Origin of the sequence: Streptomyces sp. NBC_01381, assembly GCF_026340305.1 — a bacterium.
Lineage (GTDB): Bacteria > Actinomycetota > Actinomycetes > Streptomycetales > Streptomycetaceae > Streptomyces.
Genome location: NZ_JAPEPI010000002.1, coordinates 1,155,126 through 1,180,581, shown reverse-complemented (window position 1 = coordinate 1,180,581; position 25,456 = coordinate 1,155,126). Strand labels below are relative to the sequence as shown.

26 protein-coding genes are annotated in these 25,456 nt (G+C 70.6%); 2 read left to right on the top strand and 24 right to left on the bottom strand.

What is annotated here, in order from left to right:
* Positions 1-127: 127 nt before the first annotated feature.
* The 18 genes from OG453_RS27125 to proS all read right to left on the bottom strand — a co-directional run bounded on the left by OG453_RS27125 (position 128) and on the right by proS (position 14,710).
* Positions 128-685, bottom strand: coding sequence for a TetR/AcrR family transcriptional regulator (locus OG453_RS27125; protein WP_266873145.1), 558 nt, complete (start codon positions 683-685; stop codon positions 128-130).
* A 130-nt stretch (positions 686-815) separates the two neighbouring features.
* Positions 816-1,658: an RNA polymerase sigma factor WhiG gene (gene whiG, locus OG453_RS27120; protein WP_266871127.1), complete on the bottom strand. Its 843-nt coding sequence runs from the start codon at positions 1,656-1,658 to the stop codon at positions 816-818.
* A 297-nt stretch (positions 1,659-1,955) separates the two neighbouring features.
* Positions 1,956-3,116 (bottom strand): DNA-processing protein DprA, encoded by a 1,161-nt coding sequence (gene dprA / locus OG453_RS27115; RefSeq protein ID WP_266871126.1) that lies wholly within the window; start codon positions 3,114-3,116, stop codon positions 1,956-1,958.
* Positions 3,113-4,720 (bottom strand): YifB family Mg chelatase-like AAA ATPase, encoded by a 1,608-nt coding sequence (locus OG453_RS27110; protein ID WP_266871125.1) that lies wholly within the window; start codon positions 4,718-4,720, stop codon positions 3,113-3,115. Before OG453_RS27110 ends, dprA begins: the two co-directional genes overlap by 4 nt.
* A complete protein-coding gene (locus OG453_RS27105) occupies positions 4,720-5,097 on the bottom strand; it encodes a YraN family protein (RefSeq protein ID WP_266871124.1) in 378 nt (125 codons plus the stop codon). The genes OG453_RS27110 and OG453_RS27105 overlap by 1 nt, the downstream gene beginning before the upstream one ends.
* A 106-nt stretch (positions 5,098-5,203) precedes the next feature.
* On the bottom strand, positions 5,204-5,512 hold the full coding sequence (locus tag OG453_RS27100) for a DUF2469 domain-containing protein (RefSeq protein ID WP_003965949.1): 309 nt from the start codon (positions 5,510-5,512) through the stop codon (positions 5,204-5,206).
* 55 nt (positions 5,513-5,567) lie between these two features.
* Positions 5,568-6,071, bottom strand: a complete 504-nt coding sequence (locus OG453_RS27095; protein WP_266871123.1) for an NUDIX hydrolase — start codon at positions 6,069-6,071, stop codon at positions 5,568-5,570.
* A complete protein-coding gene (gene lepB, locus OG453_RS27090; protein ID WP_266871122.1) occupies positions 6,061-6,828 on the bottom strand; it encodes a signal peptidase I in 768 nt (255 codons plus the stop codon). Before lepB (OG453_RS27090) ends, OG453_RS27095 begins: the two co-directional genes overlap by 11 nt.
* An 80-nt stretch (positions 6,829-6,908) precedes the next feature.
* The gene (gene lepB, locus OG453_RS27085) at positions 6,909-7,880 is read right to left on the bottom strand and encodes a signal peptidase I (protein ID WP_266871121.1); all 972 of its coding nucleotides are present in this window, start codon (positions 7,878-7,880) and stop codon (positions 6,909-6,911) included.
* A complete protein-coding gene (gene lepB, locus OG453_RS27080; protein ID WP_266871119.1) occupies positions 7,765-8,853 on the bottom strand; it encodes a signal peptidase I in 1,089 nt (362 codons plus the stop codon). The genes lepB (OG453_RS27085) and lepB (OG453_RS27080) overlap by 116 nt, the downstream gene beginning before the upstream one ends.
* Positions 8,846-9,565: a signal peptidase I gene (gene lepB / locus OG453_RS27075; RefSeq protein ID WP_266871118.1), complete on the bottom strand. Its 720-nt coding sequence runs from the start codon at positions 9,563-9,565 to the stop codon at positions 8,846-8,848. The genes lepB (OG453_RS27080) and lepB (OG453_RS27075) overlap by 8 nt, the downstream gene beginning before the upstream one ends.
* Positions 9,566-9,610: 45 nt before the next feature.
* Positions 9,611-9,961, bottom strand: a complete 351-nt coding sequence (rplS, locus tag OG453_RS27070) for a 50S ribosomal protein L19 (RefSeq protein ID WP_135334711.1) — start codon at positions 9,959-9,961, stop codon at positions 9,611-9,613.
* 132 nt (positions 9,962-10,093) lie between these two features.
* Positions 10,094-10,915 carry a tRNA (guanosine(37)-N1)-methyltransferase TrmD gene (gene trmD / locus OG453_RS27065; protein ID WP_266871117.1) on the bottom strand — a complete coding sequence of 274 codons (822 nt, stop codon included), beginning with the start codon at positions 10,913-10,915 and terminating at the stop codon, positions 10,094-10,096.
* Positions 10,915-11,478 carry a ribosome maturation factor RimM gene (gene rimM / locus OG453_RS27060; RefSeq protein ID WP_266871116.1) on the bottom strand — a complete coding sequence of 188 codons (564 nt, stop codon included), beginning with the start codon at positions 11,476-11,478 and terminating at the stop codon, positions 10,915-10,917. Before rimM ends, trmD begins: the two co-directional genes overlap by 1 nt.
* Positions 11,479-11,591: 113 nt before the next feature.
* Positions 11,592-11,831 (bottom strand): RNA-binding protein, encoded by a 240-nt coding sequence (locus OG453_RS27055; protein ID WP_030361979.1) that lies wholly within the window; start codon positions 11,829-11,831, stop codon positions 11,592-11,594.
* Between the two features lie 2 nt (positions 11,832-11,833).
* A complete protein-coding gene (rpsP, locus tag OG453_RS27050; RefSeq protein ID WP_266871115.1) occupies positions 11,834-12,274 on the bottom strand; it encodes a 30S ribosomal protein S16 in 441 nt (146 codons plus the stop codon).
* Positions 12,275-12,472: 198 nt separating this feature from the next.
* Positions 12,473-13,069: a hypothetical protein gene (locus tag OG453_RS27045; protein WP_266871114.1), complete on the bottom strand. Its 597-nt coding sequence runs from the start codon at positions 13,067-13,069 to the stop codon at positions 12,473-12,475.
* 225 nt (positions 13,070-13,294) lie between these two features.
* Entirely contained in the window at positions 13,295-14,710 is a 1,416-nt protein-coding gene (proS, locus tag OG453_RS27040; RefSeq protein ID WP_266871113.1) for a proline--tRNA ligase, read from the bottom strand.
* A 218-nt stretch (positions 14,711-14,928) separates the two neighbouring features.
* On the opposite strand from proS, the gene OG453_RS27035 reads away from it, so the two are divergent.
* Positions 14,929-15,789 (top strand): SAM-dependent methyltransferase, encoded by an 861-nt coding sequence (locus tag OG453_RS27035; protein WP_266871112.1) that lies wholly within the window; start codon positions 14,929-14,931, stop codon positions 15,787-15,789.
* Here the strand turns inward: OG453_RS27035 and OG453_RS27030 are convergent.
* Positions 15,786-16,688 (bottom strand): LysR family transcriptional regulator, encoded by a 903-nt coding sequence (locus OG453_RS27030; protein ID WP_266871111.1) that lies wholly within the window; start codon positions 16,686-16,688, stop codon positions 15,786-15,788. The two genes, OG453_RS27035 and OG453_RS27030, sit on opposite strands and share 4 nt — an antisense overlap.
* A 70-nt stretch (positions 16,689-16,758) precedes the next feature.
* On the opposite strand from OG453_RS27030, the gene OG453_RS27025 reads away from it, so the two are divergent.
* A complete protein-coding gene (locus OG453_RS27025; RefSeq protein ID WP_266871110.1) occupies positions 16,759-17,385 on the top strand; it encodes a maleylpyruvate isomerase family mycothiol-dependent enzyme in 627 nt (208 codons plus the stop codon).
* On the opposite strand, the gene ftsH is transcribed toward OG453_RS27025, so the two are convergent.
* The 5 genes from ftsH to OG453_RS27000 form a co-directional block, all read right to left on the bottom strand.
* Positions 17,382-19,319: an ATP-dependent zinc metalloprotease FtsH gene (ftsH, locus tag OG453_RS27020; protein ID WP_266871109.1), complete on the bottom strand. Its 1,938-nt coding sequence runs from the start codon at positions 19,317-19,319 to the stop codon at positions 17,382-17,384. The genes OG453_RS27025 and ftsH overlap by 4 nt on opposite strands.
* 106 nt (positions 19,320-19,425) lie before the next feature.
* On the bottom strand, positions 19,426-20,979 hold the full coding sequence (gene ffh / locus OG453_RS27015) for a signal recognition particle protein (RefSeq protein ID WP_266871108.1): 1,554 nt from the start codon (positions 20,977-20,979) through the stop codon (positions 19,426-19,428).
* A gap of 124 nt (positions 20,980-21,103) precedes the next feature.
* Positions 21,104-23,575 (bottom strand): [protein-PII] uridylyltransferase, encoded by a 2,472-nt coding sequence (locus tag OG453_RS27010; RefSeq protein ID WP_266871107.1) that lies wholly within the window; start codon positions 23,573-23,575, stop codon positions 21,104-21,106.
* A 51-nt stretch (positions 23,576-23,626) separates the two neighbouring features.
* Positions 23,627-23,965 (bottom strand): P-II family nitrogen regulator, encoded by a 339-nt coding sequence (locus tag OG453_RS27005; RefSeq protein ID WP_135333252.1) that lies wholly within the window; start codon positions 23,963-23,965, stop codon positions 23,627-23,629.
* Entirely contained in the window at positions 23,962-25,317 is a 1,356-nt protein-coding gene (locus OG453_RS27000) for an ammonium transporter (RefSeq protein ID WP_266871106.1), read from the bottom strand. The genes OG453_RS27005 and OG453_RS27000 overlap by 4 nt, the downstream gene beginning before the upstream one ends.
* Positions 25,318-25,456 lie beyond the last annotated feature (139 nt).

Here is a 25,456-nt window from a genome sequence, read left to right as displayed (position 1 = left end):
CCCAGGCCGCCCCCGTTGTGGGCAGGCGTTCCGCACGGCGGAACGGGTGGGCACAACGCACCGCTGCCGGGTCCCGATGACGCCGCGGTGCCCACCGGCACGCTGCCGGGTGCCGAGAAACCGGGCCTCAGCCCCGCACGCCCCGCAGGGCCATGGCGACCGCCGCCTCAGTGATGGCCGAGGGATCCTCCGCGGCGCCCAGCTCAATCCGCCGGACAGCCGCGTCCACCACACCCTGGAGCAGCATCGCCGCAAGCCGAGGCTCCGCATGCCCCAGCGAGGCCAACGCCTCGCCGATCATGGTGACAAGCCCGCCGTGCGCAGCACGGATCTTCTCCCGCGCCCCGGCGTCCAGCTCGGCAGCGGAGATCGCCACAACGGCCCGGTGCCGACGGTCCCCGACCAGATCCAGCTGCCGCCGCACATACGCCTCGACCTTGCCCTCGGCCGACTCCGCCCGCTCCATCGCCGCCGAAACTTCCGCCGCCCAGACGGGAAAGTCGACCTCGCAGAGCTCTTCGACGACCGCGGCCCGCGACCGGAAGTACTCGTACACGGAGGACCGGGCGAGCCCGGTGCGCTCGGCGAGGGCGGGGAAGGTCAACGCCTCCGTACCGCCTTCGGACAGCAGGGACCGCGCAGCGTCCAGCAGGGCGCCGCGCTGCATCGACCGGTGCTCGGCCACAGAGGCCGCTCGAATCCTTGGCACACGTCCACTCTACGGACGCGATCGCCGACACGGGAGTCGATACGCCCCCGAGCGCCCACCGCACGCCCCGCCCGGCGCAGCCGACGGCAGGACCGATTCAGCGGGCTCAGCGGCCAAAACTCGCCAGCTTCGCCCGCAGCTGCAGCACTGACTTCGTGTGGATCTGGCTCACCCGGCTCTCCGTCACGCCGAGCACATTGCCGATCTCCGCGAGGGTGAGCCCCTCGTAGTAGTAGAGCGTGACGACGGTCTTCTCCCGCTCCGGCAGCGTGTTGATCGCCCGCGCGAGAAGGCGCCGCAGCTCTCGGTCCTCCGCGACCTCGACGGGGTTGTCGGCCGCGGTGTCCTCGAGCGTGTCCATCAGGCTCAGCCGGTTGCCGCCCTCGCCGCCCACATGCAGCAGCTCTTCCAGGGCCACCACGTTCGCCAACGACAACTGGCTGAAAACCGCGTGCAGTTCCTCCAGCGCGATCCCCATCTCATGGGCGACTTCGCTCTCCGACGGCGTACGCCGCAACTGCGCCTCGAGCGTGGCGTAGGCCCGCTCGACATTGCGCGCCTTCTGCCGCACTGACCGGGGAATCCAGTCGAGCGCCCGGAGTTCGTCGATCATCGCGCCACGGATCCGCGTGATCGCGTACGTCTCGAACTTGATGGACCGCTCGATGTCGAACTTCTCGATCGCGTCGATGAGCCCGAACACCCCGGACGAGACGAAGTCCGCCTGCTCGACATTGGGCGGAAGCCCCACACTCACCCGACCCGCGACGTACTTCACCAGGGGTGAGTAGTGCAGGATCAGTTGCTCGCGCAGCCGGCCGTCCCCCGTCGCCTTGTACGACCGCCACAGCTCGTCCAGCGACGAGGGTGCGGGAGGCCGCTCCCGCTCGCCGCTACGGGCGGCGGGGGGAGCTGCCGCCCGGTCGGACCCTGAGGTGTGCTGGGGCATTCGTCGCCTTGAGCCGTTCTGCCGTGTACTGGTGGAGTCACTCGGACCCGTGAGGTGAACTTGCGTGAAGTGAATGAGGTTGTCCGTCTGATTGCCTGTCCGCGCCGGAATCCTTGTGAGCGTAGCGTGACTGGAGTGTTGCAGTGTGCGAAGAGTATGGGATCGCGCGTACGCAGATACGTTCCGCTTGACGCCCCGGAGAGTCCCCCTCATCGCAATGCGTGACGACCCCGGAGCGCCAACTGCGTGAATTCCCAAGGCCATCGGGGATTCATCCGGACGGCCGAACACGTTCCGTCACGACCCCCCTCTCTTCGAGAAGACCGACAGAATCGCCTGGCGTGTCAACTGCCAGCCATCGCCGTGTCGTTCGACGAACCCCAGTGAGCGCAACTCGTACAGCCGACCGACAACCTCGTCCACCGCCGTGCCTGCCCCCAGCGCGATCTCCCGCGCCCCCGCGCTCCCGCGGGCGGGCAGCGCGGCCAGGACGCGCGCGGCCTGAGGGGCGAGCAGATCGCGCGGCACCACCGGGCCTCGCCGCTGCGGCGCCACGTCGCCCATGTCCCCCACCAGCTCGACGACTTCCGCGGCGTCGGTCACCAGAACACCCTCGCCGCGCAGGAGTTCATGCACGCCCGCCGAGAGGCCGCTGGTGGCGGGGCCCGGCACCCCCATCGTGTAGCGGCCGAGGTCCTGGGCGCAGCGCGCCGTGACGAGCGCGCCGCTGCGGTACGCCGCTTCGACGACGACGCTGCCCCGGGTGAGCGCGGCGATCACTCGGTTCCGGAGGATGAATCTGCTCGGCGTCGGATGGTCCCCGGGCGGCAACTCCCCGACCACAAGCCCCTGTTCCGCGATCCGCCCGATCAACTCGGCGTGCCCGCGCGGATAGGGCCGGTCGACCCCGCACGCGAGCACCGCCACCGTGGCACCGCCCGCCCCGAGCGCACCCCGATGCGCCGCACCGTCCACCCCGTAGGCCCCGCCCGAGACGACGACCCAGCCCCGCTCGGCGAGCCCCGCGCCGAGGCCTGCCGCCATGTGCGCGCCGTACTCCGTGCAGGCCCGCGCGCCGACCACGGCCACCGACCGCAGCGCCCATATCCGCAGGCTGGGCCGCCCCCGCACCCACAGCCCGACCGGTCTGGCGTCCCCGAGGTCGTCCAACTGCACGGGCCACTCCGGCTCCCCGGGACAGACGAACCGCACCCCGGCATCCCGCGCCACCGCCAGGTCCCGGGCCGGTCTCGCCCGCTCCGCACGGGCCCGCAGCCCTTCCCACCGCGCGGGTGTCACACCGTCGAGACGCTCCTCCCCCTCGACGAGCCGCCGCACCACTTCGAGGGCCCCGGCCTCCCGCAGCCACCGCCCGCCCACCTCGTCCCCCGGTTCGAGGATCCGGGTCAGGGCGGCCCTGGCCAGGCGCTCCTCGTCCGAGGCGGATCCGGACGTCATGTCAGCGCCCCGATCGCCATCGGCACGCCCCGCGACACCCCCGTACGCAGCTGCAGCGCCAGGCCCACGTCCTGGGCGCAGGGCCGATCGCGGCCCGCGAGGTCCGCGACGGTCCAGGCGACCCGCAGCACACGGTCGAGCCCCCGTGCGGTCAGGAAGCCGCGCTCCAGGTCCACTTCGGCCGCGTCCAGGGCGCCCGGTTCGGCTGGCCACCGCGTACGCAGCGCATGTCCGGGGACCTCGCTGTTCGTCCGCCAGCCGGTGTCGGCGAGCCGGGCCGCCGCTCTCTCCCGGGCGGTGCGCACCCGGTCCGCGACGGTCTGTGTGGAGTCGCCCCGCGTGCCGTACCCGGACAGTTCGGATCGCGTGACGGGCTCCACCTCGACCTTCAGGTCGATCCGGTCCAGCAGCGGCCCCGAAAGCCGCGCCTGGTAGCGGCGGACCGCGGACGCAGGGCATTCGCAGCCGTCGCCCAGCAGGGTGTGCCTGCCGCACGGGCAAGGGTTGGCCGCAAGGACCATCAGGAACTTCGCGGGCAGCCGCACCACTCCCGCGCTGCGGGCGATCACCACATGGCCCGCTTCGAGGGGCTGGCGCAAGGAGTCCAGTGTCTGGCTGCTGAATTCCGGCGCCTCGTCGAGGAAGAGCACGCCACGGTGAGCCAATGAGACCGCCCCCGGCCGTGCCAGCCCCTTGCCGCCGCCCACGAGGGACTGCATCGTCGCGGAGTGGTACGGCGCGACGTCCACCAGCGGCTTGCCCGGTGGCAGCATGCCCGCCACCGAGTGGACGGCGGTCACCTCCAAGGACTCCTCGCGGGTGAGCCGGGGCAGGATCGCCGGCAGCCGCTCGGCGAGCATCGTTTTTCCGGCGCCCGGCGGCCCCTGCAGGAAGAGGTGGTGCGCCCCCGCGGCGGCCACCTCCACTGCGGTCCGCGCCGACACCTGCCCGACCACGTCCGCCAGGTCCAGCGCGTGGGCGTCGTCAAAGCCGCCGCTGAGCCCCGTCCCGACCCCCGTTCCGGGGACACAGAGCCCGGCGAGCAGCGGGTCGGGGCGCCCCGGCTCGTCCGGCTCCTCCACCGGCACCGGCTCATCGGTGAGCACCGCGATCAGCTGCCGCAGGCTGCGCACCCCGAGCACCGAGATGCCCGGCACCAGGGCCGCCTCGGCCGCCGTGCAGTCCGGGACGACGACCTGCTCATAGCCCGCGTCGGCCGCCGCGAGGACCGCCGGAAGGACCCCGCGGACCGGCCGCACCCGCCCGTCGAGCCCCAGCTCGCCGATCATCACGATGTCGGCGAGCACCCGTGGATCGATCCGCTCCGCGGCCCCGAGCACCGCACAGGCCACAGCCAAGTCGAATCCGCTGCCGCCCTTCGGCACCGAAGCCGGGCTGAGCCCCACCGTGAGCTTCTTCTGGGGCCACTCACCCCCAGAATTGACCACGGCGGCCCTGACCCGGTCCTTGCTCTCCGTCAGGCTCTTGTCGGGGAGCCCGACCAGCGTGAACGCGGCGACGCCCGGCTCCAGATCGGCCTGCACCTCGACGACGACGCCCTCGACGCCCACCAGCGCCACCGAACACGTACGCGCGAACCCCATCAGGCCACCCCCCGCGCGTGCTCCACGACGGGGGCGCCACGCCGCGGGATCAGCACGCCGACGAGGTCGATCCGGACTCCACCCGGCGGTGGACCGCCGCGCTCCTCGATCCAGCGCTCGGCCAAGCGCCGCAGCCGCTCCGCCTTGGCGCGACCCACGGCCTCCATCGGATGCTGATAGATCGCCGAGCCCGTCAGGCCCGCCCTGCGCGTCTTGACCTCGCAGACGACGAGCGCTTCGCCGTCCATGGCCACGATGTCGATCTCACCGGTCCTGCCGCCGCGCCAGTTGCGCGCCAGAACCGTCATTCCGGCTTCACCGAGCCGCCGCGCGGCCAGTTCTTCGCCGTACCGCCCGAGTGCCCCCCGTGCGTTCATGTCGGCACCACCTCCGACACCCACATTGAGGCTCGGTCCCGGGCCTTGTGGATCTTGGTGGACGACTCACGCGTTGTGGATAACCCGCTCACCCGATGCGGTGAACTCAGCCTCCCGGCAGCTCGAGATCGCTCTTGTTGAGCTCCTCGATGTTCACGTCCTTGAACGTGAGCACCCGCACCTGCTTCACAAAACGTGCGGGCCTGTACATGTCCCACACCCAGGCATCCGCCATGGATACCTCAAAGAAAACCTCACCCTGGACCGAGTGCACCTGCATCTCGTAGTCATTGGTGAGGTAGAAGCGCCGTTCGGTCTCGATCACATATTTGAACAGACCGACGACATCGCGGTACTCCCGGTAGAGCTTCAGCTCCATCTCGGTCTCGTACTTCTCGAGGTCCTCGGCGCTCATGGCATGTTCCCCTTCAGCCTTGCGTCCCCCTATTGTGCGTCAGCCCCCTGAGCCCCTACACGATTTCCGTGTCGAGGATCTCGGGCCTGCCCGGAGGACCCTCGTCGAGCAGCCTGCGAAGCAACTCGGCGAGCCTGGTCGGATACACCGTCTCATGTGCCTCGGTCAGTTCCTGGCACGTCCACCAACGCGCTCCGGCCACACTCCGCTGTTCAAGCTCCGTCAACCCTGTGGGCCTGGTCGCCGTCTGTGACGTACGAGCCAGGAAGTACCGCTCGTCCTGGTCCCAGCGCCGTCCGGCGAAGGGGAAGGAGCAGATCCGCTGCCACAGGGCGGGGCCGAGCTCGACCTCGGTGATGCCCGTCTCTTCCATCAGTTCACGCAGCGCGGCCTGTTCATGCGTCTCGTCGCCCTCCAGACCGCCGCCGGGCGTGAACCACCAGTCGTCCGCCGGATTCCCCGGCTCGTACCCGTGCAGCAGCAGGATCCGGTCCTGCGGGTCGAGGAGAACGACCCTGGCGACCTTGCGCAGTGGCCGCGCCGTCCGCTCAGCCGACATGGGCTGCCTCTCCCGAACGGCCACGGCTGCGCGCCCGCTCACGCCCGCGGCCAAGACGCTTGGCCACCGGACCATAGGCGGCACCGCCCAGGACGAGGACCGCTCCGGACACCACGGCGGTCACCATCAGCTGCAGCGGGCCCGGATCGGAGATGCCGCCCGACATGTCCGCGAAGCCGTCGGGGCGCTCCAGCATCCCGAACTTGCCCATCGGCCAGGCAACCGCGTCGACCCGCCCCTCGACCGCGCCGCGCGGCACGGAGCCGTGCTCGCCGTCGCCCAGGTGCACGCTGGAGTCCAGGGAGCCGCTGCGCTCGTCGCCGAGCAGGAAGAGCCGGCCCTTGGGCACGGTCGTGGCGGGGATCCCGGTGGCCGCGACCCCCGCGCCATCGGGGAGATACGGTTCTGCGACCTGCTTGCCGTTGACCACCAGCTTGCCGTCCGTGCAGCAGGAGATCCGGTCGCCGCCGACGCCGACCACGCGCTTGACCATCGGCAGGTCGCCCCAGCTCGCCTGCCGGAAGACGACGACGTCACCGCGGCGCACCTCGCTCCCGTCGATCCGCTGGGCGAGGACCCGGTCCCCCGCGCCGATCGTCGGCGTCATCGACCCGGTGGGCACGGTGTAGGGCTGGTACACGACGGCGCCCCACACGAAGCCGCCGAGGAAGAGCACACAGCCGAGGGCCACGGCCAGTCCCGACAGCACGCTGCCGAGCCGCCCGCGGCCCTCGTCCGTACGTTGTGTCCTGCTCATCCCAGTGCTCCCCCATGTCGGAGACGACCTCGCGCCCCAACGAACAGGGGTACGGAAGATCAGCGATCTGGGACGGCACCCTACCCGGCGGTACCTCCGCCAGAAACCCTCGTGCTCCCGGCCGCGGCCGCCGTGAGACGGCGCCTGCGCCACAGCACGACCGGCACGGCACCCGCGAGCCCGAGGGCACCCGGTGCGGCGCTCAGCGCGGCGCTGATGCCCGGCTGGTCGAAGGTGTCCGGCTTGGGCAGCGTCGCCCAGCGGGTGGGCGGCCAGGCGATCACGATGGCACGGCCCACGACATTGTCCACGGGGACGGCGCCGCCGCCCGGCTGGTTCTGGTGGTAGCGGGAGTCCAGCGAGTTCTGCCGGTGGTCGCCCATGACCCAGATCTTGCCCGCGGGCACGGTGACCTTGAACTGACCGCCCTGGTCGTCGACGCTGCACGGGGTGTTGCCCTCGAAGACGTACGGCTCGTTCAGCGCCTTGCCGTTGACCTTCACCGGTCCCGTGCCCTTGCACTCAACCGTGTCGCCGCCGACCGCGATGACCCGCTTGATCAGGTCCTTCTCGTCGGCGGACGGCATCAGGCCGACCCAGCCGAGGACCCGCTGGATCGCGTTCGGGTCGGGGGTCGGTTCGCCGTCCAGCCAGTGACCGGGGTCCCTGAAGACGACGACCTCGCCGCGCTCGGGCTCCGAGCCGAACCACGGTGTCAGCTTGTCGACCAGGACCCGGTCGCCCTGCTGCAGGGTGTTCTGCATCGAGTCCGACGGAATCGAGAACGCCTGCACCAGGAAGGTCTTGATCACCAGCGCCAGGATCAGCGCGATACCGATGAGGAGCGGCAGCTCCTTCCAGAAGGAGCGGGGCTTCTTCGCGCCCTTGGCCGGCTTCCCGTCCGGCTCAGCGGGTGCGGGCTCGTCGCCCGCGGTGTCACTTCCGGGGCTCACGCCGTCCGCTGCGGCCTCGACCTCCGGCTCGTCTGATCGCCCTGGCTGCTCCTCGGGCCCACCGTGTCCGGACCGTGCGCCGACCGCCACATCCCCCACATCCACTCCTCAGTCCGTGCCGCTGCCTGCCCCATATGCGATGCAGGCCCACCACTCCCATAACGAGCGGGAGTTCCGCAGGGGTCGGGAGTCCGGTCAATCCGTATCGATGACCAGGAGCCACCCTATGCGACGGTCCGAGGGCGACGTCCGATCCCGCTGGCGCGTCGGGCACCGACGCGTACGTATCCGGTTCCTCCAGCTTGCGCCAGTGGTCGAAGGGCCAGGCGATGACGAGTGCGCGCCCGACCACGCTGTCCTCGGAGACGGTGCCGCTGAACTTCTCGGTGCGGTGGAAGCGGGAGTCGGCCGAGTCGGAGCGGTGGTCACCCATCACGAAGAGGCGCCCCTCAGGGACCTTCACCTTGAACTCGAAGGACGACGGCTCGTCCTTGTCCTCGGGGTGGATGTACGGCTCGGTGAGCGGCACACCGTTGACGGTGACCTTGCCGTCCTTGTCACAGCACTTCACGGTGTCGCCGCCGACGCCGACCACGCGCTTGATCAGGTCCCGTTCGTTGTCGGAGGGCAGCAGACCGATGAAGGTCAGGCCCTCCTTGAGCTGCTTGACGCCTACGGGGTCGTCCTTTTTCTTGCCCTTCTCGTCCTCGAGCCAGCCTCCGGGGTCCTCGAAGACGACGACGTCGCCGCGCTCCGGCTTGGCGCCGAACCACGGGGTGAGCTTGTCGACGAGTACGCGGTCGCCGATCTTGATCGTCTGCTCCATCGAGCCCGACGGGATCACGAAGGCCTGCACCAGGAAGGTCTTCAGGACCAGGGCTATGAGGAGCGCGACGCCTATGAGGAGGGGTATCTCCTTGATCGCCGAGCGCTGCCTGCGCCGCTTGACCTTCTTGGCGAGCTTGCGCCGCTCGGCCCTTCCGGGCAGTACGGGTCCGCTGGTGGGCCGGGATCCGGTGGGCAGCCGGGTGTCGGCGCGATGGCTGGCGCGTGTGCGTCCGCGGTTACCCATGCGCGCCGCCTGGTGCCGGCACGCGTGCGTAGCCGCCGGGACGCTCCAGGGAGGTCCAGCGTCCGATGGGCCAGGCGATCCAGTCGGCTCTGCCGATGACGGAGTCGACGGGGATCATTCCGCCGCCCGGCTGCCCCAAGTGGTCGCGGGAGTCACGGGAGTCGCTGCGGTGGTCCCCGAGCAGGAACAGGCTGCCTTCGGGTACGACGACGTCGAAGGGCACCTTGGAGGGGGCGTCCCCCGGGTACAGGTAGGGCTCGTCGACGGGTTCGCCGTTCACCTTGATCCTCCCCCGCTTGTCGCAGCAGACCACGCGGTCTCCCCCCACTCCTGCGACCCGCTTGATGTAGTCGGCATCTCCGAAGTAACCGCTGCCGTCGAAGACGACAGCGTCACCCCGCTGCGGCTCGGAACCGAAACGGTACGCCAACTTGTTGACGAGTACCCGGTCTCCGACCCGGAACGCGGGCTCCATCGAGCGGCTGGGGATCTGGAACGGCTGCACCACAAAGGTGCTGACCAGCAGCAGGAACACCGTGCAGATGAGCAGGGTGAGGGTGGCTCTGCCACCGGGCAGCCATGCGACGAACGACATAAAAGCGGAGCGCGACCGATCCTCCGCCCCCGCGGACTCCCCGACGCGCTCGGCGTCCTGGGAATCGGTGGGTGGGGAGGAGCGGTCGCGCTCCGTGTGCTGTGCTTCGGTGTCCATCGGAGCCAGATGCTATCCGGCTCCGATGTGAACCAGTGCGCTAGCTCAGCTGTCGCGCTTCTCCTTGATCTTCGCGGCCTTGCCGCGCAGGTCACGGAGGTAGTACAGCTTCGCGCGACGCACGTCACCGCGGGTGACGAGCTCGATCTTCTCGACGATCGGGGTGTGCACCGGGAAGGTGCGCTCGACGCCGACGGAGAAGGAGACCTTGCGGACCGTGAAGGTCTCGCGCACGCCGGCACCCTGGCGACGGATGACTACGCCCTTGAACTGCTGCACACGGGAGCGGTTGCCCTCGATGACGCGCACGTGGACGTTGACGGTGTCACCCGGGCGGAAGGCCGGGACGTCGGTGCGCAGCGAAGCGCTGTCGACGGAGTCGAGCAGGTTAGCCATGATCGTCTGCTTTCTTCACTGATGCCACAGGTCATCAGCGGGAGATTCGTGATGAGGATTCGATAGCTGATCGCGTCGGGCGAGCGTCGTTCCCCCTGTGGCAGGGGCGCACGCTGGACGTACAGCAGCGGCCTATTCTTCCACGGCCTCGGGGTGTCGCCCAAATCGGCCGTCGGGACCGGGCCGCCAGCCCAGGATGCTGAGCATTTCGCGGTCCTTCTTGTCGAAGACAGCGGGATCGCAACGCTCGATGAGATCGGGCCTGTTGCGGGTCGTGCGACGCAGCGCCTCGTCCCTGCGCCAGCGCGCGATCTTGCCGTGGTGGCCGCTGAGCAGCACGTCCGGAATGCCCTGGCCGCGCCACTCGGGGGGCTTCGTGTAGACGGGCCCTTCGAGGAGGTTCGCCATCGCTCCGGGGGCGAAGGAGTCGTCGCGGTGGGACTCGGCGTTGCCCAGGACACCGGGCAGGAGCCGGGCCACGGCCTCGGTCACGACCAGGACGGCCGCCTCGCCGCCCGCCAGGACGTAGTCGCCGATCGACACCTCGTAGACGGGCATCCGGGTCGCGTACTCGTCGATGACGCGGCGGTCGATGCCCTCGTAGCGTGCGGGCGTGAAGACCAGCCAGGGCCGCTCGGAGAGCTCGACGGCCAGTTCCTGGGTGAAGGGGCGGCCGCTGGGCGTGGGGACGACCAGGACCGGCCCGTGGGCGCCCGCTTCGTACCCGTCGGCGAGCGCGTCGTCGAGGGCCGCGCCCCAGGGCTCGGTCTTCATGACCATGCCGGGACCGCCGCCGTAGGGGGTGTCGTCGACCGTGTTGTGCCGGTCGTACGTCCACTCCCTGAGGTCGTGCACGTTCACGTCCAGCTGTCCACGCGCGCGTGCCTTGCCGACGAGGGAGACGTTCAGGGGTTCCAGGTACTCGGGGAAGATCGTGACGACGTCGAGCCGCATCAGGCGTCGCCCTCCGGGGCGGCTTCGGCGTCGCGCGTGGAGACGATCTCCGCGCGGTCGTCGATCAGGCCGGGCGGCGGGTCGATGATCGCCCGCTGCTCCTCCAGGTCGATCTCCGTGACGATCTCCTCCACGAAGGGGATCATCACTTCGCTGCCGTCGGGGCGCTCGACGATGAAGAGGTCCTGCGAGGGCAGGTGCGAGATCTCGGTGATCCGGCCGACCTCGAGCCCGTCCTTGGTGACGATGTCGAGGTCCATCAGCTGGTGGTCGTAGTACTCGTCCTCGTCCTCCGGAAGCTCCTCCGGATCGACCTCGGCGATCAGCAGCGTGTTGCGCAGCGCCTCGGCGCCCGTGCGGTCGCGTACGCCCTCGAAGCGCAGCAGCAGACGGCCGCTGTGCACCCGGCCGGTCTCGATGGTCAGCGGCCCCGTGGAAGCGGGGTCGGTGGCCAGGACGGCGCCGGGCCCGAGCCGCAGTTCCGGCTCGTCCGTGCGCACCTCGACGGTGACCTCACCCTTGATGCCGTGGGCGCGTCCGATCCGCGCGACTACCAGCTGCACTGCTCTCTCTCCTGTCGTGTGCCCACGGCGTTCCTCCGTCGGCGGCTACAAACGACTACGGGCCGGGGAAGGCCCAGAAGCCCTCCCCGGCCCGTGCCGGTGCTGCGTGCGGTTCAGTGAACCTGGTCCACGTCGACGAGGTCGACGCGGACACCGCGGCCGCCGATGGCGCCCACGACGGTCCGCAGAGCCCGCGCGGTGCGGCCGTTACGGCCGATCACCTTGCCGAGGTCGTCGGGGTGTACCCGGACCTCCAGAACGCGCCCACGACGCAGGTTGCGCGAGGCGACCTGCACGTCGTCGGGGTTGTCGACGATGCCCTTCACGAGGTGCTCGAGAGCCTCCTCGAGCATGCTCAGGCCTCGGTCGACTCGGTGGACGCAGCCTTGTCGGCCTCGTCCGCCTTCTTGTCAGCCTTCTTGGCCTTCTGGGTGATGGCCTCACCCTTGGCGTCGTCGCCCTCGAGGCCCTTGGTGAAGGCCTCGAACGCGGCGCGCTTGTCCTTGGGCTCGGCGACGAGCAGCGGCGCCGGGGCCGGCAGGCCCTTGTGCTTCTGCCAGTCACCGGTGAGCTTCAGGATCGCCATGACCGGCTCGGTCGGCTGAGCGCCGACGGAGAGCCAGTACTGCGCGCGCTCCGAGTCGACCTCGATGCGCGAGGGGTTCTGCACCGGGTGGTACAGGCCGATCTCCTCGATGGCCCGGCCGTCACGGCGGGTACGGGAGTCGGCGACGACGATGCGGTAGTGAGGCGAACGGATCTTGCCCAGACGCTTCAGCTTGATCTTGACTGCCACTGGAGTGGTGTCTCCTGGTCTTGACGTGGTTGGGCACAACGAGATGCCACGTGGGGTTGCGGTACTCGGGGTGCCCGATGGACGCGTCAGCCGGAGGCGAGAGGGTTCCTATGCGGCTGTCGAGTACAGCTAGCCATTGTGCCATACGCCTCCGGGACGACCGAACCTGGTCGGTCGTCCCGGTCCAGCTCAGCCGTGTCAGCCGGCGGCGGCGCCGACCACTTCCGGGATGCGGAAGGGCTTGCCGCAACCGCCGCAGACGATGGGAGCCTGGGCGAGCACCGACGGGACCACGCGCACGTTGCGCCCGCAGTCGCAGACCGCCTTGACGCGGACTCCGCCCCCGGAGGAACCGTGCCGGGCGGCCGGGCCCCGGAAGCTGCGCGCCGTGTCGGCGGCCGTCGCCGCGGTGTGCGCCTTGAGGGCACGCTGCAGGCGCTCGATCGTCGGGCGGTAGCGCTTGCGCGCCTCGGGGTTGAGCGTGACCAGTGAGAAGCCGCTGCTCGGGTGCGGCTCCTCGGGATGGTCAAGGCCCATCTCCTCGGCGATCGCGAGGAATCTGCGGTTGTGATAGCGGCCCGCGCGTGAGGTGTCGCGTACGCCGCGTGAGGCGGCGATGCCATGGACTGCCTCATGGAGCAGTCGCTCGAAGGAGAGCTCGGCGCCGCAGGCGGACGACGATTCTCCGATCAGGGATTCGGGCGCGGCAAGGTCTGGCAGCTCGGGGTGGTGCCGCTGAATGTCGGCCCACGCCTGTGCCAGCTCTGCGGCGAGAACAGGTGGTGTCGTGCTCACGTCGTGAACAACGAGCCGGGGTGCCCAGGGGTTCCATTCCGGGGCATCCCAAATAATTTGCACGTACCCGTCAGTTGCCATTGATGCGTCCGGACGAGGGCGGGTGCGCTGATCTGCGGAGAAGCCTCGCAGCTCACAACAAGCCGGTACGTAGTAGCGCGTACGTCCTACCGGCTCCCGTGGGGCCCGTGTCGCCTGAAGAGGCGTACGGCCGGAATCGCGCACTCAGTAGGCGCGGGCCACGACAGCGACGTTACCGCGGGTCTCATCGGCGTCCGGCACCGACCCGTCCTCCGCGACCAGACACCGTACGGAGACGGAGTGCTCGGCGAGCGCCGCCTCACCCTCCGGGCCCAGCGCGGCCCACGGGATGCGGGCCCAGCCGCCGGCGGCAGCGGCCTCCACTGCCTGGTCGATGGTGGTGACGTCCGAGGTGCGGGACTCGCGGCGCTCGCGGGCCTGTGCCAGGAGCAGCTTCTGGTCCTCTTCGAGGACGGTGGGCAGCAGCGCGGTCAGGGAGTCGATCGCGACCGGTTCCTTGCCGCCCGGGATGCGCCGGGCCACCATCGCCGTGCCGTTCTCCAGGTCGCGCGGGCCGACCTCGACGCGGACCGGCACCCCCTTGAGCTCCCAGTCGACGGCACGGCGCCCGAAGGGTGTGTCCGTGCGGTCGTCGACCTGGACGCGTACGCCCGCCGCCTTGAGGCGGTCGCCGATCTCGCGGACCTTCGCGAGCACCGCCTCGTCGCCCTTGATGGCGAGGACGACGACCTGGACGGGCGCGAGGCGCGGCGGCACCCGCAGGCCGTTGTCGTCGCCGTGCATCATCACCAGGGCGCCGACCATCCGTGTCGTACTGCCCCAGGAGGTCTGCCAGACGAGCTCCTGCTTGCCCTCCTTGGACAGGTACTGGGTGTGGAAGGCCTTGGCGAAGTTCTGGCCGAGCTCATGGCTCGTGCCGAGCTGGAGGGCTTTCCCGTCGCCCATCATGCCTTCGAGGGTGAGCGTGTTGATGGCGCCCGCGAAGCGCTCCCGGGCGGTCTTGCGGCCCAGGACGAAGTCCATCGCCAGGACCTCGCGCATGAAGTCTCCGTAGACGTGCTCGTGGATGCGGGCCGCGAAGTCGCGTGCTTCCTCCCGCGTCGCGTGGGCGGTGTGGCCCTCCTGCCAGAGGAACTCCGACGTGCGCAGGAAGAGGCGGGGCCGCAGCTCCCAACGGACCACGTTCGCCCACTGGTTGATCAACAGCGGCAGGTCGCGGTAGCTCTGCACCCACTTGGAGAAGTACTCGTTGACGATCGTCTCGGAGGTGGGGCGGACGACGACCGGCTCCTCCAGCTCCTTGCCGCCGCCGTGCGTGACGACGGCCAGTTCGGGGGCGAAGCCTTCGACGTGCTGGGCCTCCCGGGTCAGATACGACTGGGGGATGAAGAGCGGGAAGTACGCGTTCTGGGTACCCGTCTCCTTGATGCGGGCGTCCAAGTCCTGCTGCATCCGCTCCCACAGGCCGTAGCCGTACGGTCGGATCACCATGGTGCCGCGCACCGGCCCGTTGTCGGCCAGCTCGGCCTTGTTGATCAGATCCTGGTACCAGCGCGGAAAGTCTTCCGCCCGGGGCGTGAGAACGGGTGCTTTGGCCATGGCGCGCATGGTACGGCGGAGCCTCACGCAGGGCGCGGAATTTACGCCTCCAGGGGGCGCACAACGGTGGCACGCAAGCATTGCCACACAACCCCTGGACGCCACGACGGATGCGGAGTTCTCTGGCATACGGGGGGAGTGCGAGCGCACTGCACGGGGGCGGACGAACCGTTGGAATACGACACTCCAGTAACTCTCGGCGGATTGGGGCGCTTTCGATGACACCTACACTCGCGCAGCCGCGCCGTCCCCGCGCGGGCACGACCCCCCGCGTGGACCGGCGCGCACGCGCGCGTGACTGGGCGGAGATCCAGGAACGGATGCTGGTTCCGCTCTATGAAGCGGTGTACGAACGACTCGAAGTGGGCGGCGCGACCCGGCTCCTCGGCCTCGGCTGCGGCTCCGGACTCGCCCTCCTGATGGCTGCCTCACGCGGTGCGGCCGTCACCGGTGTCGACCCGTCCGCGCCCGAGCGGCTCGCCCTCGCGCGCGAACGCCTGCTGCCCGACGCGGCCTTGGGCACACGCCCGCGCGGCGACACCCGTCTCGTCGAGGGTGGTCCCGCCGACGTGGCGGGGCCGGACGTACCCGCGTACAACCTGGTGACCGCGTTCCAGCCGATCGGCTGCATGGCGGGCGACTCCGAGGGCCTCTCCGCCCTTCTGGAGGCCGCCGCACCGCTCGCCGGGCGCGGCACGCCCGTGGTGCTCGCCGGCTGGGGTCCGCCGGAGCGCTGCACGACCTCTTCGGTACTGAAGGTGGCGACCAAGCTCGCCGACCCTCTCCGTAGTACGGGGAGTTGGCGCCCCGCGCTCCGGGACGACCTGGAGGAGGTGGCCCAGCGGGCCGGGCTCAAGCCGGACGGGTCGGGCCGTGTGGCGTGCCCCTTCGGATACGCGGACACCGAGAGCGCGGTCCGCGGCCTCCTTTCGACGGGCCTGTTCGACGCCGCGGTGGGCGCGACGGATCAGGCGCAGGTCGAGAAGGAGGTGACGGAGGCGCTGCATCCGCATCAGCGGCGGGACGGGACGCTGTGGATGCCCAACGTGTTCCGGTACCTGATCGCGCGTACGCCCTAGCCCAGAGCCTCCTGGAGCCGCTCCAGGAGGGCCCTGGCCGCAGGGCCCGCAGGCCCGTCCGTGCGCCAGGCCAGCGCGATCCGGCCCCGCGGCCGCGGATCCGTGATCTCCAGGGTGCGCAGCCCGTACGCGGCCGCCGTACGGGGTTCGAGCGCCGGCAGCACGGCCACACCCAGGCCACGGACGACGAGTTGGACGAGCACCTGCGGTGCCGCCGCCTCGAAGGCGATGCGGGGCCGGACGCCGGCCTGCGCGCAGGCCCGGTCGAGCACCCCGCGCAGGCCGGTCCCCCGCGGCAGGCTGATCAGCGGTCGGTCCCGGAGCTCCGCCAGCGGAACGGTCGTACGGCCCGCGGGGGTGAGCAGCGGGTCGCCCGGGAGCACGACGGCGACCAGGGGTTCGTCGATCACGAGCCGGAGGGAGACGCCCGGCGGCGGCTCCTCGTCCGCGAGGCCCAGCAGGGCGATGTCGAGTTCCCCGCGGCGCAGCGCGGCGAGCATCCGGTCCGATGTGTCCTCGGTGAGGGCGATCTCGACATCCGGGTGGGCGTCGTGGAAGTCGGCGAGCACGGAGACCACGTCGAACTCGTGGGTGGCCGCGCCGGACACGAGGCCGAGCGTGACCTGGCCGCGCAGCAGTCCGGTGAACGCGTCCGCGGTGTGCCGCATCCCATCGGCGGCGGCGAGCGCGGCCCGTGCGTAGGGCAGGACGGCCGCCCCCACCTCCGTGAGGGTCACCGACCGTCCCGAGCGGTCCAGGAGGGGCTGGCCGAGCTCCCGTTCCAGTTGCCGGATCTGGGCGCTCACCCCCGGCTGGGCCAGATGCAGACGGGCCGCGGCGCGGGTGAAGTTGGCCTCCTCGACCACGGCTACGAAGTACTGCAGCTGCCGGAGTTCCATAACTGGGCATGCTAGCCGCGAGAAGATCCAGCTCTTGGACTTATGGCCGAGCGCTCGCGACCCTGGAGGCGTGGACATCAGAACCGCCATCGCCGCCGAACGCCGAGACCTCGCCGACCTGCTCGACGGCCTGCCGTCACCGCAGTGGGACGCGCCGACCCTGTGCGCGGGGTGGCGGGTGCGGGAGGTCGCGGCGCACATGTCGCTGGGTTTCCGGTACTCGCTCCCCAGGACCCTGGCCGAGCTCGTCAGGGCGCGCGGCAGCCTGCACCGGATGACCGACCGCTGCGCCCGCAGGGACGCCGCCGCCTCCTCCCCCAGGGAGCTCGCCGCGTTCCTGAGGGACAACGCGGAGCACCCCTGGCAGCCGCCCACCGCCGGAATCGAGGGGGCGCTGGGGCACGACGTGGTCCACGGCCTCGACATCTCGGTCGCCCTGGGGCTCGACCGCAGGGTTCCCCTGGACCGCGTACGCATCCTTCTTAAGAAGGTCACGCCCAAGAGCACCAAGTTCTTCGGGGCGGACGTCGGCGGGGTCGAACTGCGCGCCGACGACCTCGACTGGAGCTACGGCAGCGGCACACCGCTGACCGGCGCCGCGCAGGACCTGCTGCTGGTCCTGTACGGCAGGAAGCTCCCCCCGGGGCATCTCCGGGGGGAGCTCGGGTCCCGCTTCGCCACCGAACCGGCTGCCTAGTCGGCGTCCTTGGTGAACCGGGTGATGCCGGCGACACGGTAGGCGGCCGCCTCCTCCAGGGTCTCGTTCGCGAGCAGCGCCTCGGCCAGGTCGTCCAGTTGGCCGCGGTGGTCCCGGAGTTGGCGGCACGCGCTCTCGTAGCACTCGTCGACGATGCGGCGCATCTCGTGGTCGATCGCGTCGAGGGTGCCCGGGGCCGCCGCGAGTCCATAGGGCTGCTGGCCGTCGTTCGGCAGAGCGGAGAGACGCCCCACACGCTCGCTCATGCCCCAGCGGGCGACCATGCCGCGGGCGATGTTGGTGACCTGTTCGAGGTCGCTCTCGGCGCCCGTCGTGATGACACCGAAGACGACGTGCTCGGCCGCCATGCCACCCAGCGCGCCGACGATGCGGCCGCGCAGATACTCCTCCGTGTACGCGTACTTGTCGGCGTCCGGGGTCGACAGGGTGACGCCGAGTGCGCGCCCCCGGGGCACGATCGTGATCTTCCGTACCGGGTCGGCGCCCGGCTGCAGCATGCCCAGGAGCGCGTGGCCGCTCTCGTGGTACGCCGTGCGCCGCCGCTCCTCGTCGGGCATGACCAGCGGCCGCTCGGCCCCGAGCTGCACCTTCTCCAGGGCCTCGGAGAGATCCGACTGGGTGACCTTCTTCTGCTGGCGCTTGACGGCGAGCAGGGCGGCTTCGTTGGCGAGGTTGGCGAGCTCCGCGCCGGTCATCCCCGGTGTCGTACGGGCGACTTGGGCCAGGTCGGCGTCGTCCGCGAGCGGGATCTCGCGCGTGTGGATCTTGAGGATGGCCTCGCGGCCGCCGCGGTCGGGCGGGCTGACGGTGACGACCCGGTCGAAGCGGCCCGGCCGGGTCAGGGCGGGGTCGAGGATGTCGGCACGGTTGGTGGCCGCGAGGACGATCACGCCCTCGGAGCCCGAGAAACCATCCATCTCGGTGAGGATCTGGTTCAGCGTCTGCTCGCGCTCGTCGTGACCGCCCATGCCGCTGCCGCCGCCGCGCGCCCGCCCGATGGTGTCGATCTCGTCGATGAAGATGATGGACGGCGCGACTTTCCGGGCCTCGGCGAAGAGTTCGCGTACGCGTGAGGCGCCGACGCCCACGATCATCTCGATGAACTCCGAGGCGGACGCCGAGAAGAAGGGCACCCCCGCCTCACCGGCCACGGCCCGCGCGAGGAGCGTCTTGCCGGTGCCCGGAAGACCCGCGAGCAGCACGCCGCGCGGCATCTTCGCGCCCATGGTGCGATAGGCCTCGGGGTTCTTCAGGAAGTCGACGACATCGCTGAGCTCGCCCTGGACCTCGTCGATGCCCGCCACGTCGTCGAAGGTGGTGCGCTGCTCGCCGGGTTCGAGCTCCACCGGCTTCGGCGGCGCCTTCCGCCCGAGCATGCCGCCCGCGCCGCCCATCCCCGAGCGCATCCGCCGCGCGATGAAGATCCACAGGACGACGAGCAGCAGCATCGGGGCGAGCGAGATGAGCAGGTTCGCAAGGAAGCTGCGCTCCTGGACGACGGGCTCGGCGGTGACGGTGACGGCGTGCTCGGTCAGCTCGTCCCAGAGCTTGTCGTCGGCGAAGGCGGGCCGCTGGGTGGTGAACTTGGTGTACGTCCCCTTCTCGTCGCCCGGCTTCTCCTGCTCCTTCTTGAGCTGCCCCTGGATCGCGTCGCCCTTGGCGTAGATCTTCGTGACGTTCCCGGAGTCGACCTGCTTGCTGAACTCCGTGTACGAGATCGTCGGCTCGTCGCCCTCGTTGAAGAAGGAGAGGACGAGGTTGGCGATGAGATAGACGATGAGCGCCGTGAGGATGAGCCCGCCCCACCCGCCCGGCATCTTCTTCTTGGGCGGCGGCTTGGGCTCGGGCGGGGGCGCGCCCTCGGAGCGCCAGGGCTTGTCGGGCGCCCGGCGCGGTGGCACAGGGTTGCTCATATCCGGACGTTACGACACAAACACCTGCCGGGCACTCGCTCCGAAAACGCCTGAGGCGCCCCTCTCCGGAGAGGGGCGCCTCAGGCGGCGTACGACATACGAGGCGTCAGCCCATGAACTTCTTGAACTCGTCGGGAAGCTCGAAGTCCTTGTCCTGCTGCCCCGCGGGGAGACCGAAGGCGCCGCCTTCCTGAGCCGCCTGCTCGCGGCGGGCGGCGTCCTCCAGCTCCTGCTGCTTGCGCTTCATCGGGTTGCCGGAGCGCTGCTTGCCCTTGGCCTGCTTCTGCTTCTTCTTCTGCTTGCCGGGGCCGCCACCCATGCCCGGCATCCCGGGCATACCCGGCATGCCGCCGCCCTGGGCCATCCGCGACATCATCTTGCGGGCCTCGAAGAACCGCTCGACCAGGTTCTTGACGGCGCTGACCTCGACGCCGGAACCCTTGGCGATACGGGCACGGCGCGAGCCGTTGATGATCGTCGCGTCCTGCCGCTCGGCGGGCGTCATGGACTTGATGATCGCGGCGGTCCGGTCGACGTCCCGCTCGTCCAGATTGTTGATCTGGTCCTTGATCTGCCCCATGCCGGGCATCATGCCGAGCAGCTTGCTGATGCTGCCCATCTTCCGGACCTGCTCCATCTGGGCCAGGAAGTCGTCGAGCGTGAAGTCCTTGCCCTTGCTGCTCGCCAGCTTGGAGGCCATCTTCTCGGCCTCTTGCTGCGAGAAGGTCTGCTCGGCCTTCTCGATGAGCGTGAGCATGTCGCCCATGCCGAGGATGCGGGACGCCATGCGGTCCGGGTGGAACGCGTCGAAGTCGTCCAGCTTCTCGCCGTTCGAGGCGAACATGATCTGGCGCCCGGTGACCTGCGCGATCGAAAGCGCGGCACCACCACGGGCGTCACCGTCGAGCTTCGAGAGCACGACACCGTCGAAGCCGACGCCGTCACGGAAGGCCTCCGCCGTGTTGACGGCGTCCTGGCCGATCATCGCGTCGACGACGAAGAGGACCTCGTCGGGGCTGACGGCGTCGCGGATGTCCGCGGCCTGCACCATCAGCTCCTGGTCGATGCCGAGGCGTCCCGCGGTGTCGACGATGACCACGTCGTACTGCTTGGACGTGGCGAACTCGACGGAGTCCTTGGCGACCTGGACCGGGTCGCCCACGCCGTTGCCCGGCTGGGGCGCGTAGACGCCGACGCCGGCGCGCTCGGCGACGACGGACAGCTGGTTCACGGCGTTGGGCCGCTGCAGGTCACAGGCGACGAGCAGCGGGGAGTGGCCCTGGCTCTTCAGCCAGAGGCCGAGCTTTCCGGCGAGGGTGGTCTTACCGGCACCCTGCAGACCCGCGAGCATGATCACCGTGGGCGGGTTCTTGGCGAACCGCAGGCGTCGCGTCTCGCCACCCAGGATGCCAATGAGCTCCTCATTGACGATCTTGATGACCTGCTGGGCGGGGTTGAGCGCCTGGGAGACCTCGGCTCCGGCGGCGCGCTCCTTGACCTGCTTGATGAAGGCACGGACGACGGGCAGCGCGACATCCGCCTCGAGCAGGGCGATGCGGATCTCGCGGGCCGTGGCGTCGATGTCCGCCTCGGACAGGCGGCCCTTGCCCCGGAGGTTCTTGAATGTCGCTGCGAGGCGGTCGGAGAGAGTATCGAACACGGCGGTCGCGAATCCTCGGGTCGAAGGGGACAGGTCGCCCTCCAGGGTATCTGCTGGGCGCTGGAGGGTACCCCGCCCCTTCGGGTCTGCGCTTTTACCCCTTTTCCGGGCACTCAGAGCGGACCTACCCCCGCAACGCCTCCTCCACGGCCCGCGCCACCCCCGCGGCCCGATCCCCCGACAGCGGGGCCCGCGGCCGCCCCTCTCCCCCCGTCACATAGAACGCGTCCACCGCGTTCGCCCCCAGCGTCGACACATGCGCACTGCGCACCACCACCCCGGCGGACTCCAGCGCCCGCCCGATCCGGTGCAGCAGGCCCGGCGCGTCCTGGGCCCGTACCTCGATGACCGTGGCGAGCCGCGACCCCGCCGACGCCACCGTCACCCGGGGCGGCGGAGCCACCGTCCCGCGCCGCCGCGGATACGCCGCGTCCCGTTCGGCGAGGCGGCCCGCGATGTCCAGGGAGCCGTCGAGCGCCCGCACCAGGTCCGCCCGCAGCCGTGCCGCCTGCGGCAGGGACCCGTACTCCGCAGCGACCCGCCAGTTCAGCAGGAGCACGGAGTCCTCGCCCCCGGTCGGCAGACCCACCGCGCGGAACTCCGCGGTCCGCACCGCGAGCCGATGCATGGCGAGCACTCCCGCGACGGCGGGCAGCACCCCGGCCTGCTCCGGCACCGCGATGACGAGCTCCACCCCCAGCGGCTCCGGATCACCCCCTGGCTCGGCCGACTCCCCCTCCGTCTGCGCCCGCAGCGACAGCACCGGCCCACCCGTACGGAACGCCTCCACCGCAAGCCGCTCCTGCTCGGCCGTGGGCGCCGCGTCCTCGGCCGGCGCCCCCGCGGGCTCATCCCCCGAGAGGACCCCCGCGACCCGCTTCACCAGGTCGGCGACGAGCGACCCCCGCCACGCCGACCAGGCCGCGGGCCCCGTGGCCAGCGCGTCCGCCTCCGTCAGCGCGTGCAGCAGCTCCAGAGTCCCCGTCGAGCCGACCGCCTCGGCCACCGAACGCACGGTCGCCGGATCGTCGAGGTCCCGCCGCGTGGCCGTCTCGACAAGCAGCAGGTGATGCCGCACCAGCGTCGCGAGCACCGCCACATCCGCCCGGTCGAACCCGATCCGGGCGGCGACATCCCGGGCGATGATCTCCCCGGCCACCGAGTGGTCCCCCGGCCACCCCTTGCCGATGTCGTGCAGAAGGCCCGCGACAAGGAGCAGGTCGGGCCGCCCCACCCGACGCGTCAGATCGGCGGCCCGCACGGCGGTCTCCACCAGATGCCGGTCGACGGTCCACGTGTGCACGGCGTTCCGCTGCGGCCTGCACCGCACCCGCTCCCAGTCCGGAAGCAGCCTCGTGATCAGCCCCTCGGCCTCCAGCGCCTCCCACACCTCGACGGTCGGCCGCCCCGCGCCGAGCAGCGTCACCAGCTGCTCCCGCGCCTCGGCGGGCCACGGCGTGGGCAGCGGCCGCACCGTGGCGGCCATCCGGCGCACCGCGTGCAGCGACAACGGAAGACCGGCCTGCGCCGCGGCCGCCGCCGCCCGCAGCGGAAGCACCGGGTCACGCTCGGGCCGGGCGGCCCGCGCGAGCACGACCTCCCCGTCCTGCTCGACGACCCCCTCGGCCAGCGGCGACCGCTCGGCGGCCGCCGCCCCCTTGCCGCCCCCGAGCATGGCCCGCAGCCGCGGCCGCACGGACCGGGACCGCAGCACGCGCCCCACCTCGCGCCACGTCACATCACTGGCGTACGAAACGGTGCGCGCGGCCTCGTACACCTGCCGCAGCAAGGTGTCGGCGTCCAACAGGCCCAATTCCGCCGCGACTTGATCCTGCTCCTGCAGGGCGAGCCGGTCCGTGGCCCGCCCCGTGGTCAGATGCAGCGCGTCGCGCACGTCGAGCAGCCGCCGCCGCGCGTCGGCAAGCCCTTCCCGGGGTGCGTCCGCCAGCCACGACGCGGCGACGGCCCGCAGCGCGGTCGCGTCGCGCAGGCCGCCCCTGGCCTCCTTCAGGTCCGGCTCCAGGAGATAGCTCAACTCCCCCTGCCGCTCGGCCCGTTCCTCGCACAGCTCGCGCAGCTCCGGCAGCCGCTTGGGCGCGAGGTTGCGCCAGTCGGCGAGCACGGCCGTGCGAAGGCCGGCCGTCAGACCCAGGTCACCCGCGATGTGCCGCGCGTCGAGCAGCCCCAGCTGCACCTTCAGGTCCTCGCCCGCTGTCTTGCGGGCCTCCACCGGCGTACGCACGGAGTGATCGAGCGCGAGCCCGAGGTCCCAGACCGGGTACCAGATGCGGTCCGCGAGGGACGCCACCTCGCCGGGGTCCGCGCTGCCGTCGTGCAGGAGCAGCAGATCGAGATCGCTGCGCGGCGAGAGCTCTCCTCGCCCGTAGCCGCCCACGGCGACCAGGGACGCGCCCTTCGGGGCGTCCGCTGCCGTGAAGAGCCCGGTCAGCCAGTCGTCCGTGAGGTCGGCGAGGGCCGAACGGCGCGGCGGCCCGGACTGCGCCTCTCCTTGGAGGAGGCGCAGCCGGGCCGCCGCATAGCCGCTGGGGCCGGAGTCTTCCGAATCCGATTCGGTTCGTACGTCCACACTCGTCACCCAGCAGCTCCTGTCAGTCCCGCTCAGTTCCGCTCAGTCGGCCGGTTTGCGTCACAGCGCGTCGGGTCCGCGCTCGCCGGTCCGCACGCGGACCGCCGTCTCGACCGGGATGCTCCAGACCTTGCCGTCCCCGATCTTGCCGGTTCGGGCGGCCTTCACCACGACATCCACGAGCTGTTCGGCGTCGTCGTCCTCCACGAGGACCTCGATCCGGATCTTCGGTACGAGATCGACGGTGTACTCCGCGCCGCGGTAGACCTCGGTGTGACCGCGCTGGCGGCCGTAGCCGCTGGCCTCGGTGACCGTGAGTCCCTGCACTCCGAAGGCCTGGAGGGCTTCCTTGATCTCGTCGAGCCGGTGCGGCTTGACGACCGCGGTGATGAGCTTCATGCGTCCACCTTCTTGTTCTTCTCGGTCGCAGCCTTGGCCTCCTGGACCGCGGTCGGCACGGCAGCGCTGCGGGTGGCGGTGCCGCCGCCCGCGCCGCTGAAGTCGTACGCGGTCTCGGCGTGCTGCACCTGGTCGATGCCGGAGACTTCCTCGTCCTCGCTGACCCGCATCCCGATGGTCTTGTCGACCAGGAAGGCGAGGATCGCGGAGGCGATCAGGGAGTACGCGAGGACGGCGCCGACACCCGCGGCCTGCTTGCCGAGCTGCTCGAAGCCGCCGCCGTAGAAGAGGCCCTGAGCCTTGGACTGGACGCCACCGGTGGCGAAGAAGCCGACCAGTAGCGAGCCCGCGACACCGCCGACGAGGTGGACACCGACGACGTCGAGGGAGTCGTCGTAGCCGAACTTGAACTTGAGGCCGACGGCCATGGCGCAGAGCAGACCGGCGATGGCACCGATGGCGATCGCGCCGAGCGGCGAGCAGGAGCCGCCGGACGGGGTGATGGCGACGAGACCGGCGACGGCACCCGAAGCGGCGCCGAGCGTGGTGAACGCGCCGTGCCGGATCTTCTCGTAGGCGAGCCAGGCCAGCATGGCGGCGGCGGTGGCGACCTGCGTGTTCAGGAACATCATCGCGCCGACGCCGTCGTCGTTGCCCAGCCACGATCCGGCGTTGAAGCCGAACCAGCCGAACCACAGCAGACCGGCGCCGAGCATGACGAGCGGCAGGCTGTGCGGCCGCATCGGGTCCTTCTTGAAGCCGACGCGCTTGCCGATGACGAGGATCACGCCGAGCGCGGCGGCACCGGCGTTGATGTGCACGGCCGTACCACCGGCGAAGTCGATGACGCCGAGCTCGAAGGCCCAGCCGCCCGTGCCCCACACCCAGTGCGCGACCGGGAAGTAGACGACCGTGGCCCACAGGGCGACGAACAGCGCCCAGGCGGTGAACTTCACGCGGTCCGCGAGCGCACCGCTGATCAGCGCGGGCGTGATGATCGCGAACATCAGCTGGAAGACCGCGAAGACGAAGACGGGGATGGTGTAGCCGTCCCACAGCTCGTTGAGCCCTATGCCGCTCAGTCCGACGTAGTCGGACGACCAGCCGAAGAGGCTGCCGTGGTCGGTGCCGAACGCGATGGAGAAGCCGTACAGCACCCAGAGGATCGTGACGATCCCCAGGCTGATGAAGCTCATCATCAGCATGTTCAGGGTGCTCTTGACGCGGACCATGCCTCCGTAGAAGAAGGCGAGGGCCGGCGTCATGAGCATCACCAGGGCGGAACAGATGAGCATGAACCCGGTGTTGGCGGCAGACAGTTCGTCTGCGGCGATCGTGATGCCTGGGGGCATCGGCGTCTCCTCGTCGTCGTATGCGGCCCGTGCGGGAGGGCGGTACGGGGTGGGCCGTTATGCGCCACGAGATTGGCGCAGCGCCGTTTCGTGGGGCGCCCCTCGATGTTTCGCACCGGTGACGAAGAGGTCGTGCGTG

Bases quoted from the DNA above. Each gene is read 5' to 3' on its own strand.
- whiG (WP_266871127.1), bottom strand. From the start codon at position 1,658: ATGCCCCAGCACACCTCAGGGTCCGACCGGGCGGCAGCTCCCCCCGCC.
- dprA (WP_266871126.1), bottom strand. From the start codon at position 3,116: ATGACGTCCGGATCCGCCTCGGACGAGGAGCGCCTGGCCAGGGCCGCC.
- OG453_RS27110 (WP_266871125.1), bottom strand. From the start codon at position 4,720: ATGGGGTTCGCGCGTACGTGTTCGGTGGCGCTGGTGGGCGTCGAGGGC.
- OG453_RS27105 (WP_266871124.1), bottom strand. From the start codon at position 5,097: ATGAACGCACGGGGGGCACTCGGGCGGTACGGCGAAGAACTGGCCGCG.
- OG453_RS27100 (WP_003965949.1), bottom strand. From the start codon at position 5,512: ATGAGCGCCGAGGACCTCGAGAAGTACGAGACCGAGATGGAGCTGAAG.
- OG453_RS27095 (WP_266871123.1), bottom strand. From the start codon at position 6,071: ATGTCGGCTGAGCGGACGGCGCGGCCACTGCGCAAGGTCGCCAGGGTC.
- lepB (WP_266871122.1), bottom strand. From the start codon at position 6,828: ATGAGCAGGACACAACGTACGGACGAGGGCCGCGGGCGGCTCGGCAGC.
- lepB (WP_266871119.1), bottom strand. From the start codon at position 8,853: ATGGGTAACCGCGGACGCACACGCGCCAGCCATCGCGCCGACACCCGG.
- lepB (WP_266871118.1), bottom strand. From the start codon at position 9,565: ATGGACACCGAAGCACAGCACACGGAGCGCGACCGCTCCTCCCCACCC.
- rplS (WP_135334711.1), bottom strand. From the start codon at position 9,961: ATGGCTAACCTGCTCGACTCCGTCGACAGCGCTTCGCTGCGCACCGAC.
- trmD (WP_266871117.1), bottom strand. From the start codon at position 10,915: ATGCGGCTCGACGTCGTCACGATCTTCCCCGAGTACCTGGAACCCCTG.
- OG453_RS27055 (WP_030361979.1), bottom strand. From the start codon at position 11,831: ATGCTCGAGGAGGCTCTCGAGCACCTCGTGAAGGGCATCGTCGACAAC.
- proS (WP_266871113.1), bottom strand. From the start codon at position 14,710: ATGGCCAAAGCACCCGTTCTCACGCCCCGGGCGGAAGACTTTCCGCGC.
- OG453_RS27035 (WP_266871112.1), top strand. From the start codon at position 14,929: ATGACACCTACACTCGCGCAGCCGCGCCGTCCCCGCGCGGGCACGACC.
- OG453_RS27030 (WP_266871111.1), bottom strand. From the start codon at position 16,688: ATGGAACTCCGGCAGCTGCAGTACTTCGTAGCCGTGGTCGAGGAGGCC.
- ftsH (WP_266871109.1), bottom strand. From the start codon at position 19,319: ATGAGCAACCCTGTGCCACCGCGCCGGGCGCCCGACAAGCCCTGGCGC.
- OG453_RS27005 (WP_135333252.1), bottom strand. From the start codon at position 23,965: ATGAAGCTCATCACCGCGGTCGTCAAGCCGCACCGGCTCGACGAGATC.
- OG453_RS27000 (WP_266871106.1), bottom strand. From the start codon at position 25,317: ATGCCCCCAGGCATCACGATCGCCGCAGACGAACTGTCTGCCGCCAAC.